The following is a 15,121-nucleotide window of genomic DNA, read 5'->3' as shown; positions in this document are numbered from 1 at the left end:
TGTTAGGCCTGCCGCCAGCGTTCAATCTGAGCCATGATCAAACTCTTCAGTTCAATACTGCTTGGGTTTTTAAGAAACCCTAAACTTGGCTCAGCAATCTCAAATGACTATGTGATTTCTCGCATGGTCACTTGTGATGCTGATAATCTTTGTGACTATCAGTCCGTACTCACAAGCACCCACACGAATTGCTTGATTCGATTTGTTAAAGAGCGTTTGGTTAAGAGCCTTTCGTCTCAACCGAGGCGCGCATTCTACGCTTTCCTCATTTGCTGTCAAGCGTTTATTTTGAAGTTTTTTGCGAGAAACTCGTTTGACTTCAAACACTTGACTCGCTGCGATCTCTCGTAGCGGGAGGCGAATCATACAGCGTTTAGAAACGCTGTCAACCATCTTCTCAACCACTGCCGATCAGGCGACCGAAGCACTCCTGATACTACCTGAATCGCTTAACTAATTGATTTTCAAGAAGTTTTGCGCTTCGACTACGTCAGAAGTGGGGCGCATTATAAGGGGATTCGAAACCGCGTCAACCTTTAATTTCAAGAAACACTGGTATCGCTGAAAAGCAAAGCGGGGAGGCCTGACGGCCTCCCCGCTTTTCACCAAGGCCACACGCCCTTAAAGCACGCCAGCACTGCGCAGCCGTTGCACCTCATTGGCATCCAGCCCCAATACATCCTCCAGCACCACCTCGGTATGCTCACCCAGCAGCGGCGGCGCCCGACGGTACTCCACCGGCGTCTCCGACAGCCGTATCGGGCTCGCCACCTGCGGCACACTTCCCGCCAACGGATGCGGAATGCTCACCGCCAACCCGCGCGCCAGCACCTGCGGGTCCTGGAACATCTGCGCCAGGTCGTTGATTGGCCCGCACGGCACCCCTGCAGCCTCCAGCTGGCTCACCCACTGCGCCGTGGTCTTGAACACCGTGGCCTGGCGGATCAGCGGAATCAGCTCGGCCCGGTTGGCCACCCGCAGCTTGTTGGTAACGAAACGTGGATCGTCCGCCCATTGCGGCTGCCCGGCCACCTCGGCGAACTTGCGGAACTGGCTGTCGTTTCCCACGGTAAGGATGAAGTCGCCATCCGCCGTCGGAAAATCCTGATAAGGCACGATATTGGGATGCGCATTCCCCAGGCGACGAGGCGGGTTGCCCGTGGTCAGGTAGTTCATGGCCTGGTTCGCCAGGCAGGCCACCTGCACATCGAGCAACGCCATGTCGACATGCTGGCCCACCCCGGTCTGCTCCCGATGGGCGAGGGCAGCGAGGATCGCCACCGTGGAATACAGCCCGGTCAGGATATCGGTCAGCGCCACCCCCACCTTGACCGGCCCCGCACCTTCTTCACCCTCCGGACGGCCAGTCAGGCTCATCAGCCCGCCCAGCCCCTGGATCATGAAGTCATAACCCGCGCGCTTGGCATAAGGCCCGGTCTGGCCAAACCCAGTGATGGAACAATAGATAAGCCGCGGGTTGATCGCCTTCAGGCTCTGGTAGTCCAGGCCATAGGCAGCCAACCCACCCACCTTGAAGTTCTCGATGACGATATCGGACTTCGCCGCCAGTTCACGCACCAGGCGCTGCCCCTCGGCCTGGGTGAAGTCGATGGTCACCGAGCGCTTGTTGCGGTTGGCCGACAGATAATAGGCCGCCTCACCGGTGTTCTCACCCTCGGCATCCTTGAGGAAGGGCGGCCCCCACGAGCGGGTATCGTCACCACTGCCAGGGCGCTCGACCTTGATCACATCGGCACCAAGGTCAGCGAGAATCTGGCCAGACCAGGGGCCGGCCAGCACGCGAGAAAGGTCCAGCACCCGCAGATGTGATAGCGCGCCCATGGACTGGCTCCTTATCAATAGAAGGCCTGGATACCGGTCTGCGCACGCCCCAGGATCAGTGCATGCACATCGTGGGTACCTTCATAGGTGTTGACCACCTCCAGGTTGACCAGGTGACGGGCCACACCGAACTCATCGGAAATGCCATTGCCACCCAGCATGTCACGCGCCATGCGGGCAATATCCAGCGCCTTGCCGCAGGAGTTGCGCTTCATGATCGAAGTGATCTCCACTGCAGCCGTGCCTTCGTCCTTCATCCGCCCCAGACGCAGGCAGCCCTGCAGCGCCAGGGTGATTTCGGTCTGCATGTCGGCCAGCTTCTTCTGGATCAACTGGTTTGCAGCCAACGGACGGCCGAACTGCTGACGGTCCAGGGTGTACTGACGCGCGGTGTGCCAGCAGGCTTCGGCGGCACCCAGTGCACCCCAGGAGATGCCATAGCGGGCAGAGTTCAGGCAGGTAAACGGGCCTTTGAGGCCGCGCACATCCGGGAAGATGTTTTCTTCTGGCACGAACACGTTGTCCATGACGATTTCGCCAGTGATCGAGGCGCGCAGGCCGACCTTGCCGTGGATCGCCGGAGCACTGAGGCCTTCCCAACCCTTTTCCAGGACAAAGCCGCGGATATCACCCGCATCATCCTTGGCCCAGACCACGAATACATCGGCGATCGGGCTGTTGGTGATCCACATCTTGCTACCGGTCAGGCGGTAGCCGCCATCGACCTTCCGGGCACGGGTGATCATCGAACCCGGGTCGGAGCCGTGGTTGGGCTCGGTCAGGCCAAAGCAACCGATCCACTCGCCGCTGGCCAGCTTGGGCAGGTACTTCTGCTTTTGTGCCTCGGTACCGAACTCGTTGATTGGCACCATCACCAGCGACGACTGCACGCTCATCATCGAGCGGTAACCCGAGTCGATGCGCTCTACCTCGCGAGCAATCAGGCCATAGCACACGTAATTCAGGCCACTGCCACCGTATTGCTCGGGAATGGTAGCGCCCAGCAACCCGACCTCACCCATTTCACGGAAGATCGCCGGGTCGGTCTGCTCATGACGGAAGGCCTCGAGCACACGCGGGGCCAGCTTGTCCTGGGCGAACTGATAAGCGCTGTCACGCACCATGCGCTCTTCTTCAGTGAGCTGCTGATCGAGCAGCAGCGGGTCGATCCAGTTGAAGCTTGCTTTACCGGCCATGAGCGAAATCCTCGAAATAGGGGGCAGTGTTCTTGTGCCTTTGAGCCTAGGCCTGATCGGCCGCCGGGACAAACGAGGATTGCGCACCAATTAGTGATAATTTGTCACTTCGTAAATCGGCAAAACGCCATATTGACAGCCTTACGAGTGAGGTTGACGTACATGCGCCGCAAGATCCCCAGTACCGCCGCTCTGGTTTGCTTCGAGGCGGCGGCGCGCAACGAGAGCTTTACCAAGGCCGCCCAGGAACTCGCCCTGACCCAAGGTGCCGTCTGTCGTCAGATAGGTAGCCTGGAAGCCTTCCTCAATGTGGAACTGTTCCGCCGCTCGCGCCGCGGCGTGAAGCTGACCGAAGCCGGCCTTTCCTACAGCCGTCAGGTGGCCGCCCAACTGGACGCAGTAGAGCGCGACACGTTGTCGGTAATGCGCCAGCAGGGCGCCAACGTGATCGAATTGGCCGTGGTACCCACCTTCGGCACCCAGTGGCTGCTACCGCGGCTCAAGGACTTCCAGCAGCGCCACCCGGAGGTCACGGTCAATCTCACCAACCGCACCCGGCCCTTCCTGTTTGCCGACACCACCTTCGATGCTGCCATCTACTTCGGCGATGCCGACTGGTCCGGCACCCAGTCGCACCGGCTGATGGGGGAAAACCCGGTACCGGTGTGCAGCCCGGCGCTGCTGGGCGGGCAGGGTGCGCTCGACGCGCAGCGCATTGCACAATTGCCACTGCTGCAGCAGAGCACGCGCCCCTATGCCTGGCGGCAGTGGTTCGGCAGCGTCGGCATGAATGTGGAGCGCGACATGACAGGCCCGCGCTATGAACTATTCTCGATGCTCGCCCAGGCGGCCATGCATGAGATGGGCATCGCGCTGATTCCGCCGTTCCTGATCCAGCGCGAGTTGGAGGAGGGTAGGCTGGTGGTCGCTAACAGGCATGCCCTCAGTAGTGACAAGGCCTACTATCTGATGATTCCGGAGCGCAAGGTGGAGTCGGCTTCGCTGCGCGCCTTCCGCGACTGGCTACTGAGCCAGGCTCAGGCGTACACGGCGAAGACTTAGGGAAGCGCGATAAATTGACCCCGTAGTCAATTATTTTAAACACCTACAGATATATGTATTTGTCGCATCTACATAAACTGTTATGCAGGTGCAAAAATCCTCTTTAATCCTGCTTACGGCGCGGCTTTGCGGGTTATTTTGCGACATTCACCAAGCCGTAAGCGAATTGACCGCAAAATTTTTGATTTTTTCTCCTACTCTGCCAATAGCCTATGTTTGACGCGCTGCAGCCTGACCGTTGCGACATACGGTCACAGGGTGACTTGTAGTTTTGACTTCGTTTCGCTCCAGAATCGGTTGAAGGCCCCCGGCTTCGTCTGCAAAATGCTTCGCCCGCCCGGAATTCGGCGGGTCGGCGCTCCACAGCCGCCCCAGCGCACCATCCGAAGTGCGCTGGCTTTTACAAAGACAAAAGGTCACCGCAGGAGAAATAGTCGTGCACATTGGTGTTCCTCTCGAGACGCAGACCGGTGAGACAAGGGTCGCTGCGACCCCGGAAACCATCAAGAAACTGATTGGCCAGGGCCATCAGGTCACCGTCCAACGGGGGGCAGGGCTCAACGCCAGCATTCCGGACAGTGCCTATGAGGCCGTGGGCGCTTCCCTGGGGAGTGCAGCCGATGCCTACGGCGCCCAATTGGTGCTCAAAGTGGTCGCCCCCAACGACCAGGAACTGGCCCTGATCAACAGTGGCAGCCTCCTGGTGGGCATGCTCAACCCCTTCAACAGCGAACTGATTGGCAAGATGGCCGAGCGCGGCATTACCGCGTTCGCCCTGGAAGCCGCGCCACGCACCTCGCGGGCGCAGAGCCTGGACGTGCTGTCATCGCAAGCCAACATCGCCGGTTACAAGGCGGTGTTGCTGGCTGCCCATCACTACCCACGCTTCATGCCCATGCTGATGACCGCCGCCGGCACCGTAAAGGCCGCGCGCGTGCTGATCCTGGGCGCGGGCGTTGCCGGCCTGCAGGCCATTGCCACGGCCAAGCGCCTGGGTGCGGTGATCGAGGCGTCCGACGTACGCCCGGCCGTGAAGGAGCAGATCGAGTCGCTGGGTGCCAAGTTCATCGACGTGCCCTACGAAACCGATGAGGAGCGCGAGTGCGCCGAAGGTGTTGGCGGTTACGCTCGGCCAATGCCGGCCAGCTGGATGCAACGCCAGGCCCAGGCCGTGCACGAGCGCGCCAAGCAGGCGGATATCGTCATCACCACTGCGCTGATCCCGGGGCGCAAGGCACCGACCCTGCTCAGCGCCGAAACCGTCGCGCAGATGAAGCCCGGCTCGGTGGTCATCGACCTCGCAGCGGCCCAGGGTGGCAACTGCCCGCTGACCGTCGCCGACCAGGTGGTACAGGAGAACGGCGTGATCATCGTCGGCCCGACCAACCTGCCGGCCCAGGTGGGCGCCGATGCCTCGGCGCTGTATGCCCGCAACCTGCTGGACTTCATGAAGCTGCTGTTCGACAAGGACGGCGCGCTGGTCATCAACCTCGAAGACGACATCGTCGCGGCCTGCCTGATGTGCCGTGATGGCCAGGTCGTCCGCAAGAACGGCTAAGGAGCACGACAATGGAAGACATGCTGATTTCCCACGGCATCTACAACCTGATCATCTTCGTGCTGGCCATCTATGTGGGCTACCACGTGGTGTGGAACGTCACCCCGGCGCTGCACACGCCGCTGATGGCCGTGACCAACGCCATTTCGGCGATCGTCATCGTCGGCGCCATGCTGGCCGCAGCCCTGACCGTGACCCCGGCCGGCAAGCTGATGGGCACCCTGGCAGTGGCCCTGGCCGCGGTCAACGTGTTCGGTGGCTTCCTGGTCACCCGTCGCATGCTTGAGATGTTCAAGAAGAAAACCAAGAACGAGGCGCAGAAGTAAGCATGAGCATGAATCTGGTAACGCTCCTCTACCTCGTCGCCTCGGTGTGCTTCATCCAGGCGCTCAAGGGCCTGTCGCACCCGACTACCTCGCGGCGCGGCAACCTGTTCGGCATGATCGGCATGGGCATCGCCATCGTCACCACTGTCGGCCTCATTTATAAGCTCGGGGCTGAGCTTGCGACTGCCGGTATCGGCTACGTCATCGTTGGCTTGCTGGTCGGCGGTACCGCCGGTTCGATCATGGCCAAGCGCGTAGAGATGACCAAGATGCCGGAACTGGTCGCCTTCATGCACAGCATGATCGGCCTGGCTGCGGTGTTCATCGCCATCGCCGCGGTGCTGGAACCGCAATCGATGGGCATCGTTGCCGCCATGAGCGACCCGATCCCCACCGGCAACCGCCTGGAGCTGTTCCTCGGCGCGGCCATCGGTGCCATTACCTTCTCCGGTTCGGTGATCGCCTTCGGCAAACTGTCGGGCAAGTACAAGTTCCGCCTGTTCCAGGGCGCACCGGTACAGTTCGCCGGCCAGCACAAGCTGAACCTGATCCTCGGCCTGACCACCATCGCGCTGGGCCTGCTGTTCACCTTCACTGGCCACTACAGTGCCTTCACCCTGATGCTGGTCCTGGCCTTCATCATGGGCGTGCTGATCATTATTCCGATCGGGGGCGCCGACATGCCGGTGGTGGTGTCGATGCTCAACAGCTATTCGGGCTGGGCCGCGGCCGGTATCGGCTTCTCGCTGAACAACTCGATGCTGATCATCGCAGGCTCCCTGGTCGGCTCGTCCGGTGCGATCCTCTCGTACATCATGTGCAAGGCGATGAACCGTTCGTTCTTCAACGTCATCCTCGGTGGCTTCGGTGGTGATACCGATGCCGGCGCGGCACAAGGCTCGAAAGAGCAGCGCCCGGTGAAGTCCGGTTCGGCCGACGATGCTACCTTCCTGCTCAGCAACGCCGACAGCGTGATCATCGTCCCGGGCTACGGCCTGGCGGTGGCGCGCGCCCAGCACGCACTGAAGGAACTGACCGAGAAGCTGACCCACAACGGCGTAACCGTGAAGTACGCGATTCACCCGGTGGCGGGCCGTATGCCCGGGCACATGAACGTGCTGCTGGCCGAGGCCGAAGTGCCGTACGACCAGGTGTTCGAGATGGAAGACATCAACGCCGAGTTCGGCCAGGCCGATGTGGTGCTGGTGCTGGGCGCCAATGACGTGGTCAACCCGGCGGCGAAGAACGATCCCAAGTCGCCAATCGCCGGCATGCCGATCCTCGAAGCGTTCAAGGCCAAGACCATCATCGTCAACAAGCGCTCCATGGCCAGCGGCTACGCCGGCCTGGACAACGAACTGTTCTACCTCGACAAGACCATGATGGTGTTCGGCGACGCCAAGAAGGTCATCGAAGACATGGTCAAGGCGGTGGAGTGACACCTGTCGCTGCAAACCAGCTGATATAAAGGAAGCCCCGGTCAGAATCTGCCGGGGCTTTTCTTTTATTGATCCGGATCAACGGCTCTATTCCAAGCCTTCTCATACGACCATGGTCGCGGGACGGCAAGGGGCGAAGTCTCTAGACTGCGCTGCAGTAGTTTCAGTAGCCCGAGATAACAATCCATGTACCGTGATCGTATCCGCTTGTCCTCCCTGCACAGCAAGGTAATGAGTGCGGCTGATGCCGCTGGTCTGATCGAGGACGGCATGACCGTCGGCATGAGCGGCTTCACCCGCGCCGGCGAAGCCAAGGCCGTACCACATGCACTGGCCGAACGTGCCAAGCAGTCGCCACTGAAAATCAGCCTGATGACCGGCGCCAGCCTGGGCAACGACCTGGACAAGCAACTGACCGAGGCCGGCGTGCTGGCTCGCCGCATGCCGTTCCAGGTCGACAGCACCCTGCGCAAGGCCATCAACGACGGCCAGGTGATGTTCATCGACCAGCACCTGTCGGAAACCGTCGAGCAACTGCGCAACCAGCAGCTGAAGCTGCCGGACATCGCGGTCATCGAAGCCGTGGCCATCACCGAACAAGGCCATATCGTACCAACCACCTCGGTGGGCAACTCGGCCAGCTTCGCGATCTTCGCCAAGCAGGTGATCGTCGAGATCAACCTCTCGCACAACACCAACCTCGAAGGCCTGCACGACATCTATATCCCGACCTACCGCCCGACCCGCACGCCAATCCCGCTGGTCAAGGTCGACGACCGTATCGGCAGCACCGCCATCCCGATCGACCCGGCCAAGATCGTCGGCATCGTCATCAGCGACCAGCCGGACTCACCGTCCACCGTACTGCCGCCGGATGACGAAACCCAGGGCATCGCCGACCACCTGATCAACTTCTTCAAGAAAGAAGTCGAAGCTGGCCGCATGACCAACAAGCTTGGCCCGCTGCAGGCCGGTATCGGCAGTATCGCCAACGCAGTGATGTGCGGCCTGATCGAGTCGCCGTTCGAAGACCTGACCATGTACTCCGAAGTACTGCAGGACTCCACCTTCGACCTGATCGACGCCGGCAAACTGAGCTTCGCTTCGGGCAGCTCGATCACCTTGTCGACCCGCCGCAACGCCGACGTGTTCGGCAATCTGGAGCGTTACAAAGACAAGCTGGTGCTGCGCCCGCAAGAAATCTCCAACCACCCGGAAGTCGTCCGTCGCCTGGGCATCATCGGTATCAACACTGCGCTGGAGTTCGATATCTACGGCAACGTCAACTCCACCCACGTCTGCGGCACCAAGATGATGAACGGCATCGGTGGCTCGGGTGACTTCGCCCGTAACGCCCACCTGGCCGTGTTCGTCACCAAGTCGATTGCCAAGGGTGGCGCGATTTCCAGCGTGGTGCCGATGGTCAGCCATGTCGACCACACCGAGCACGATGTGGACATCCTGGTCACCGAGCAAGGCCTTGCCGACCTGCGAGGCCTGGCGCCACGCGAGCGGGCCCGGGCGATCATCGACAACTGTGTGCACCCAGACTACCGCGCGGCACTGAACGACTACTTCGATCGTGCCTGCCAGCGTGGCGGCCACACCCCGCACATCCTGCGCGAAGCCTTGAGCTGGCACGAGAACCTGGAAGAAACCGGGCGCATGCTGGCTAGCTGATCCAGATGTGGTACGGAACGGCGGCCCTGCTTCCGCTGTTCCGGGCTCTTCGCGGGCTTGCCCGCGAATGGGCCATAACAGTCAAACCCTTTCATCAACACCCCCCGCCGCAATTTGCAACATAATCTGTACTACTGTACTGGTGTTTTCACACCTTACTGGCTGAGAAATTCCCTTCCTCGAACCAAAACGCACCAAATAAGTGCGGACCAGTACAGTTACGCCAGTTTCGGGTGCAACAGTAGGGTTACACAGTTAACTGGACCATCGTCTTTCAACCGAACTGTATCTACTGTTATGGACGACAGAGGAGGATCATTGGCATCAGTTAAATCACTACCTAATCCCGCCATAAGCGGAAGGATGAAACATCATGGAACGTACCCTCAGTTCCGGTCTGGTTTTTGAAAGCAACGCCCAACAATCCAACGCTTCGCTGCCGCTGCGCGCTCTGTCCACCCTGCTGCTGTGGCAGCGCCGCATGGCCAGCCGCCGTCAACTGGCTCGCCTGGACGCCCGCCTGCTGGCCGACGCCGGTATCAGCGAGTCGCAGCGTTACGAAGAGCTGAGCAAGCCTTTCTGGCGCTAAGCTCCGGCTTGCCGGCTTCGGCCGGCACCGCGAATTCCCGAAACCCGTTGCAGGTGACTGCGACGGGTTTTTTGTTTGCAGGCCGCATGACAGAGCCTTTCCGCAAACTGACCAATACAGTTTGTGAAAAACAAAAATATACAGGTACAGTTCATGAGCGCGCTGTTCATTAACATCCAGAAACACCGGCGCGTGATACGCTTGGTGTAACAGTCTGGTAGAACGCACTGTTGAAAGTACCGCGACGAGCTGTGTGAGCGTCCGATAAACAGAACCACCCGACCCTAGTCCAGGAGTCCACGATCATGTCCCGCAAATACCTGATTGGCGCCGCTCTGATGCTGAGCCTGGCCGGCACCGCAAACGCCACCAGCTTCGTTGTCACCACTGACGCCGTCGTTGGCGCAGTGGCCGCGTCCACCGATGCCACTTCCGATATTTCCTCCTCGTTCCGTGACGACAAGATCGTCCAGGCCGCCCGTGACGACGCCGCCAGCTTCGTTGGCAGCCAGGGCGACATCCGCGGCGCCAAGCTGGAAAGCGCTTTCCTGCACATCCGCTCGCAGATGCCTGCCCTGCAGGCCAGCGACGCACAACTGGCCCAGGCCATCCTGGCGCTCTGACCCCGGCTGAACCGTTCAGCTGTGCTGGTCACTACCAGCACAGCCGTACTCACCTTTGCCGCCCACGTTTCCAGCTGTCGTAGAGCCCATGCGTTATCTGTTGCCGTTGCTGTTCTCCGTTGTTGGCGTGGCCAGCGCCCATGCCATGGATACCACCACGCAAGGGCTGGTCATCACCGGCTATGTCACCAGCCAGGTCACCACCGCACCGTTCGACCGCAAACTGGTCCGCCAGGCCCACGACGATGCCGCTGCCTTCGTCGCCAGCGACGGCCAGATCCGCGGTGCGTGGCTTGAAGCAGCGCTGGAATCATTACGCCACAATTGCACACGGCAACGCGTCGGCGATCTGGAACTGGCGCAGGCAATTCTCGTCCAATAACTACATCTGACTCCCTGTATTTTTCGGAGATGCTCCATGCGTAAACCGCTGATTGCCGCTACCCTCGGCATGCTGCTGCTGGCCGACCTGGCCCAGGCACAGACCCTGGTGGCCACCAGCAATATCATCGTGCGGGCCTTTGGCCGTTCGATCGATTTCACCTCTGACACCACCACTTCGATCCGCGACTCCAAAGTGGTGCGCGAAGCCCATGACGACGCCGCCAGCTTTGTCGCCAGCAACGGTGAAATTCGCGGCGCCCAGCTCGAGGCCGCCTTCAACACCCTGCGCGAGCGCGTGCCGCAAGCGCGCGACGCCAGCGACCAGGTACTGGCCGAAGCCATCCTCGCGCTGTGAACCGCGTGCGCGCCTGGCTGCTCGGCTGCGCCCTGACGCTGCTCGGCACGCCCGCCCTGGCCGACCTGCAGCTCGCGCTGCAGGCGTCCGGCCTTGATTCGCAGCAGGCCCAAGCCACCCAGGCCCTGCTCGACGAGGCCCTGGGCAAGCTGCCCCCTCGCTTCAAGCAACAGCTGAACCGCCGCGTGCAGGTCAGCTGGAGCGACAACATGCCGGCCGACGCCTATGGCCAGGCATCGTTGGTGTCCACCCTCGAACTCAATCGCCGCCTGCTGCCCAGCCTCACCGATGGCAGTGCCGCCACCGAGCGCACCAACCGCCCGCATGGCACGGTGCGTGAAGAACTGCTGGCCACCGTGCTACACGAGCTCACTCATATCTACGACCGCGCCCGGCTGTGGCCCAACGCCGACAGCGCGCTGATCACCCGCTGCAAGCGCCAGCAAGGCACGTTGGGCAAGGTCGGCCTGCCCGAGGCATGCCGTGGCCAGGCAGAACGCCGCTTCACCCTCAGCGACGACCCGCGCCTGCTCGACCTGGCCGGGTGGCAGCAGTACGTGGGCCGACGCGGCGAGCGCGAGCAGCACAACGGCCAGTTCGTGCGCAGCCCCGACAGCTATGAACTGAGCAGCCCCAAGGAGTACATCGCGGTCAACATGGAGTATTTCCTCCTCGACCCGAGCTACGGTTGCCGCCGCCCGGCGCTGAACCAGTACCTGCGTGAGCACTTCGGCTGGGCACCGCAACAGGACAGCTGCGCCAAGGGCCTGCCGTTCATCAATGCCGGCAGCGACTTCGCCCGCCAGCCGCTGGGCGAAATCGACCCCGAGCGGGTCTATGAGGTGGATTACCTGCTGGCCGAAGCCAACCAGAACCTGGTCAGCCGCTGGGGCCACAGCATGCTGCGCCTGGTGATCTGCAAGCCAGGCCGCCCACGCGGGCCGGACTGCCGCCTGGACCTCGACCAGAGCCTGGTGCTGTCGTACCGCGCCTTTGTCAACGATGTGCAGCTTTCCAGCTGGGACGGGCTGGTCGGCGCCTACCCCTCGCGACTGTTCGTGCTACCGCTGGGCCAGGTGATCGACGAATACACCAAGACCGAGCTGCGCAGCCTGGCCTCGGTACCCTTGCGGCTCAGCCGCGAGGAGATCGAAAACCTGGTGCGCCAGGCCGCCGAAATGCACTGGAGCTACGACGGCAACTACTGGTTCCTGTCCAACAACTGCGCAGTGGAGTCGTTGAAGCTGCTGCGCAGCGGCACCGCCAACCCACGCCTGAACGACCTCGACAGCATCATGCCCAATGGCTTGCTGGCCGTGCTCAAGGGCAGGGGGCTGGCCGACACCAGCGTGCTCGATGACCCCCGCGAGGCGCTGCGCCTGGGTTATCGCTTCGACTCCTACCGCGACCGTTACCAGGCCATGTTCGAGGTGTTGAAGAAACAGTTGCCAATCAAGCAGGCCAAGGTCGAAGACTGGCTGGCTCTGGACGCCGAGCAACGTCGGGGCTGGTTCGCCCAGGCCGACCTGCGCACCAGCGCCGCCTTGCTGCTGCTTGAACAGGCCAGCTTGCGCCGGCAACTGCTGCTGGCCCAGGAAGAGGTCAAGCAGCGCTACCTGAATGCCGCCGCGCGGAACGATGGCAGCGTCAGCAAGGCCGATGCGACCCTCCGGCAGATGCTGGCCAACAGTGGCTTCCTCAGCCGCCCGGCAGAGTTGCTCGATAGCAAAGGCTACGGGCTGCCACAGCCGCAGGAGCGCAAGCACCTGGAACAGGTCAGCAGCGAGCGGCAGGCGCAGTTGCTGCGCTTGAGCACGAGCCTGGACAAAGAGGTGAGGGCGCTGCTGGAGCCGTCGCGGGCCAGGGAAATTGCGGCGGTGGAAGCCAATGTGAAGCAGGTGGGCGAACATCTGCGGGCACTGCACAAGGCCGCCGGTGGCCTGCAATTGTAACGACCATTGTGCCGGCCTCTTCGCGGGCATGCCCGCTCCCACAGGATCTGTACAGCACCTGAGATCTGCGCCGCACCTGTGGGAGCGGGTTTACCCGCGAAAGGGCCGGCACAGACAGCACAAGGCCTACAGGTTCTCCTGCGCCTCCGAAGGCAAATCCTCATCCAGATGCAACCAAGGCAACCGGCTACCCACCCAGATATGCCGGTTGGCCCTGACCCGCTCCGGGTGGTCCAGGGTCGCCACCGTCACATCCACCGTGTCCGGGCTATGCGTGGTCACCAGCGCCACATGCGCCCCGCAATGCCCACAGAAGTACCGGCTGCAACTGGCCGGCGCGACATAGCAGTTCGGCTCGCCCGCCAACCACCGGAACCCCGAGCGGGGCAGGGTGAGCCAGGTCACCACCAGCCCGCCGCTGACCCGCCGGCAGATCGAACAATGGCAGTGGGCAATGTCCGTCAGGTCGCCCTCCAACCGATAACGCAAGGCGCCACAATGGCAGCCACCCTCGGTCACCTCCTGCATCACCTACCTCTCGTCGCCTTTGCTTCGGCGAAAGCTGGCTGAAAGCTTGCCCTCATAGGATAGCCCCCCACTACCGGCACAAGACCGGTCAGCCAGGGCACCCGGTAACCACCGCGCCCGGCCCAATCAACAACAACAATGGTGATTCTGATGTTTTCCTGTGCCCGACTTTCCGTAGCCACCCTCCGCATGCTCCCCGCACAGCGCCATACGCGCTGATTCGCCCGAATCGACTTTCCTTTCGCCGCGCCACGCCTGGAGTACTGCCATGCTGACCTTCCTCGGCTTTGCCATGGTCATCACCTTCATGTACCTGATCATGACCAAGCGCCTGTCGGCCTTGATCGCGCTGATCCTGGTACCGATCCTGTTTGCCCTGTTCGGCGGTTTTTCCGCCAAGATCGGCCCGATGATGCTCGAGGGCATCAGCAAGCTCGCGCCTACCGGCGTGATGCTCATGTTCGCCATTCTCTACTTCGCCCTGATGATCGACTCCGGCCTGTTCGACCCGGCCGTGCGCAAGATTCTCAAGCTGGTCAAGGGCGATCCGCTGAAAGTCTCCGTCGGCACCGCAGTACTGGCCCTGGTGGTCTCGCTCGACGGTGACGGCGCCACCACCTACATGATCTGCTGCGCCGCCATGTTGCCGATGTACAGCCGCCTGGGCATGAGCCCACGGATCATGGCCGGCCTGATCATCCTCGCTGGCGGGGTGATGAACATGACCCCCTGGGGCGGCCCGACCGCCCGTGCCGCCAGCGCCCTGCACGTGGACCCGTCAGACATCTTCGTGCCGATGATCCCGGCCATGCTGTTCGGCGTGCTGGCAATCCTTGCCATCGCCTACCTGTACGGCAGGCGCGAACGTGCCCGCCTGGGCGAGTTGCACCTGCCCACCGACGACATCGATCACAGCGAAATCACCGTTTCGCAGTACCCGGACGCGCGCCGGCCTAAACTGCTGTACTTCAACGGCGCCCTGACCGCTGCCCTGATGGTCGCGCTGATTGCCGGTGTGCTGCCGCTGCCGGTGCTGTTCATGATCGCCTTCAGCATCGCCATGATCGTCAACTACCCGTGCCTGCAGCAGCAGAAAGACCGCATCGCGGCCCATGCTGGCAGCGTGCTTGCGGTCACCGGGCTGATCTTCGCCGCCGGCATCTTCACCGGGATCCTGTCGGGCACCGGCATGGTCGACGCCATGTCCAAGAGCCTGCTGGCGGTCATCCCCGAGGCGCTGGGCCCTTACCTGGCAGTGATCACAGCGATCGTGAGCATGCCGTTCACGTTCTTCATGTCCAACGACGCGTTCTATTATGGCGTGCTGCCGGTGCTGGCCGAAGCCGCCAGCCATTACGGCATCAGCCCGGTGGAAATGGCCCGTGCGTCGATCGTCGGGCAGCCGGTACACCTGCTCAGCCCCTTGGTACCCTCCACCTACCTGCTGGTGGCCCTGGCCGGCATCGAGTTTGGCGATCATCAGCGCTTCACCTTGAAGTGGGCAGTGCTGGTGTGCCTGTGCATAATGCTCGCCGCGCTGCTGATGGGCATTTTCCCGCTGTTCAGTAGTCTTTAATAAACGCGTAT

At 61.8% G+C, this 15,121-nt stretch carries 14 protein-coding genes; 11 read left to right on the top strand and 3 right to left on the bottom strand.

Annotated features, from left to right (window positions below; genetic code table 11):
- Positions 1-621 precede the first annotated feature (621 nt).
- Both J5M71_RS08905 and J5M71_RS08900 read right to left on the bottom strand, forming a co-directional pair.
- The gene (locus tag J5M71_RS08905; RefSeq protein WP_207831560.1) at positions 622-1,842 is read right to left on the bottom strand and encodes a CaiB/BaiF CoA-transferase family protein; all 1,221 of its coding nucleotides are present in this window, start codon (positions 1,840-1,842) and stop codon (positions 622-624) included.
- A 14-nt stretch (positions 1,843-1,856) separates the two neighbouring features.
- Complete coding sequence (locus J5M71_RS08900; RefSeq protein ID WP_016712875.1) at positions 1,857-3,038, bottom strand: acyl-CoA dehydrogenase; 1,182 nt, start codon at positions 3,036-3,038, stop codon at positions 1,857-1,859.
- Positions 3,039-3,200: 162 nt separating this feature from the next.
- On the opposite strand from J5M71_RS08900, the gene J5M71_RS08895 reads away from it, so the two are divergent.
- From J5M71_RS08895 to J5M71_RS08850, 10 genes are all read left to right on the top strand, one after another.
- On the top strand, positions 3,201-4,100 hold the full coding sequence (locus J5M71_RS08895; RefSeq protein ID WP_207831558.1) for a LysR family transcriptional regulator: 900 nt from the start codon (positions 3,201-3,203) through the stop codon (positions 4,098-4,100).
- Between the two features lie 436 nt (positions 4,101-4,536).
- The gene (locus J5M71_RS08890) at positions 4,537-5,658 is read left to right on the top strand and encodes a Re/Si-specific NAD(P)(+) transhydrogenase subunit alpha (protein WP_015268506.1); all 1,122 of its coding nucleotides are present in this window, start codon (positions 4,537-4,539) and stop codon (positions 5,656-5,658) included.
- 11 nt (positions 5,659-5,669) lie between these two features.
- Positions 5,670-5,984, top strand: a complete 315-nt coding sequence (locus J5M71_RS08885) for an NAD(P) transhydrogenase subunit alpha (protein ID WP_003256966.1) — start codon at positions 5,670-5,672, stop codon at positions 5,982-5,984.
- A 2-nt stretch (positions 5,985-5,986) separates the two neighbouring features.
- Entirely contained in the window at positions 5,987-7,423 is a 1,437-nt protein-coding gene (locus J5M71_RS08880; protein WP_063912395.1) for an NAD(P)(+) transhydrogenase (Re/Si-specific) subunit beta, read from the top strand.
- A gap of 186 nt (positions 7,424-7,609) precedes the next feature.
- Positions 7,610-9,103: an acetyl-CoA hydrolase/transferase family protein gene (locus tag J5M71_RS08875; protein ID WP_024087961.1), complete on the top strand. Its 1,494-nt coding sequence runs from the start codon at positions 7,610-7,612 to the stop codon at positions 9,101-9,103.
- Positions 9,104-9,476: 373 nt separating this feature from the next.
- The gene (locus tag J5M71_RS08870) at positions 9,477-9,692 is read left to right on the top strand and encodes a DUF1127 domain-containing protein (RefSeq protein ID WP_003256968.1); all 216 of its coding nucleotides are present in this window, start codon (positions 9,477-9,479) and stop codon (positions 9,690-9,692) included.
- 305 nt (positions 9,693-9,997) lie between these two features.
- Positions 9,998-10,315 carry a DUF2388 domain-containing protein gene (locus J5M71_RS08865; protein ID WP_025337247.1) on the top strand — a complete coding sequence of 106 codons (318 nt, stop codon included), beginning with the start codon at positions 9,998-10,000 and terminating at the stop codon, positions 10,313-10,315.
- A gap of 88 nt (positions 10,316-10,403) precedes the next feature.
- Complete coding sequence (locus tag J5M71_RS08860; protein WP_207831556.1) at positions 10,404-10,697, top strand: DUF2388 domain-containing protein; 294 nt, start codon at positions 10,404-10,406, stop codon at positions 10,695-10,697.
- 36 nt (positions 10,698-10,733) lie between these two features.
- Positions 10,734-11,054 (top strand): DUF2388 domain-containing protein, encoded by a 321-nt coding sequence (locus J5M71_RS08855; protein ID WP_015268501.1) that lies wholly within the window; start codon positions 10,734-10,736, stop codon positions 11,052-11,054.
- Positions 11,051-13,006 (top strand): DUF4105 domain-containing protein, encoded by a 1,956-nt coding sequence (locus J5M71_RS08850; protein ID WP_207831554.1) that lies wholly within the window; start codon positions 11,051-11,053, stop codon positions 13,004-13,006. The genes J5M71_RS08855 and J5M71_RS08850 overlap by 4 nt, the downstream gene beginning before the upstream one ends.
- A gap of 126 nt (positions 13,007-13,132) precedes the next feature.
- On the opposite strand, the gene J5M71_RS08845 is transcribed toward J5M71_RS08850, so the two are convergent.
- Positions 13,133-13,534: a GFA family protein gene (locus J5M71_RS08845; RefSeq protein WP_207831552.1), complete on the bottom strand. Its 402-nt coding sequence runs from the start codon at positions 13,532-13,534 to the stop codon at positions 13,133-13,135.
- A gap of 268 nt (positions 13,535-13,802) precedes the next feature.
- Here J5M71_RS08845 and J5M71_RS08840 point away from each other — a divergent pair, with 268 nt between their 5' ends.
- Positions 13,803-15,110: a CitMHS family transporter gene (locus tag J5M71_RS08840; protein WP_207831550.1), complete on the top strand. Its 1,308-nt coding sequence runs from the start codon at positions 13,803-13,805 to the stop codon at positions 15,108-15,110.
- Positions 15,111-15,121 lie beyond the last annotated feature (11 nt).

This window comes from Pseudomonas sp. 43(2021), from assembly GCF_017490805.1.
Taxonomy (GTDB): domain Bacteria; phylum Pseudomonadota; class Gammaproteobacteria; order Pseudomonadales; family Pseudomonadaceae; genus Aquipseudomonas.
The sequence above is the reverse complement of the archived record's forward strand: the minus strand, read 5'-3'. Positions and strand labels throughout refer to the sequence as shown.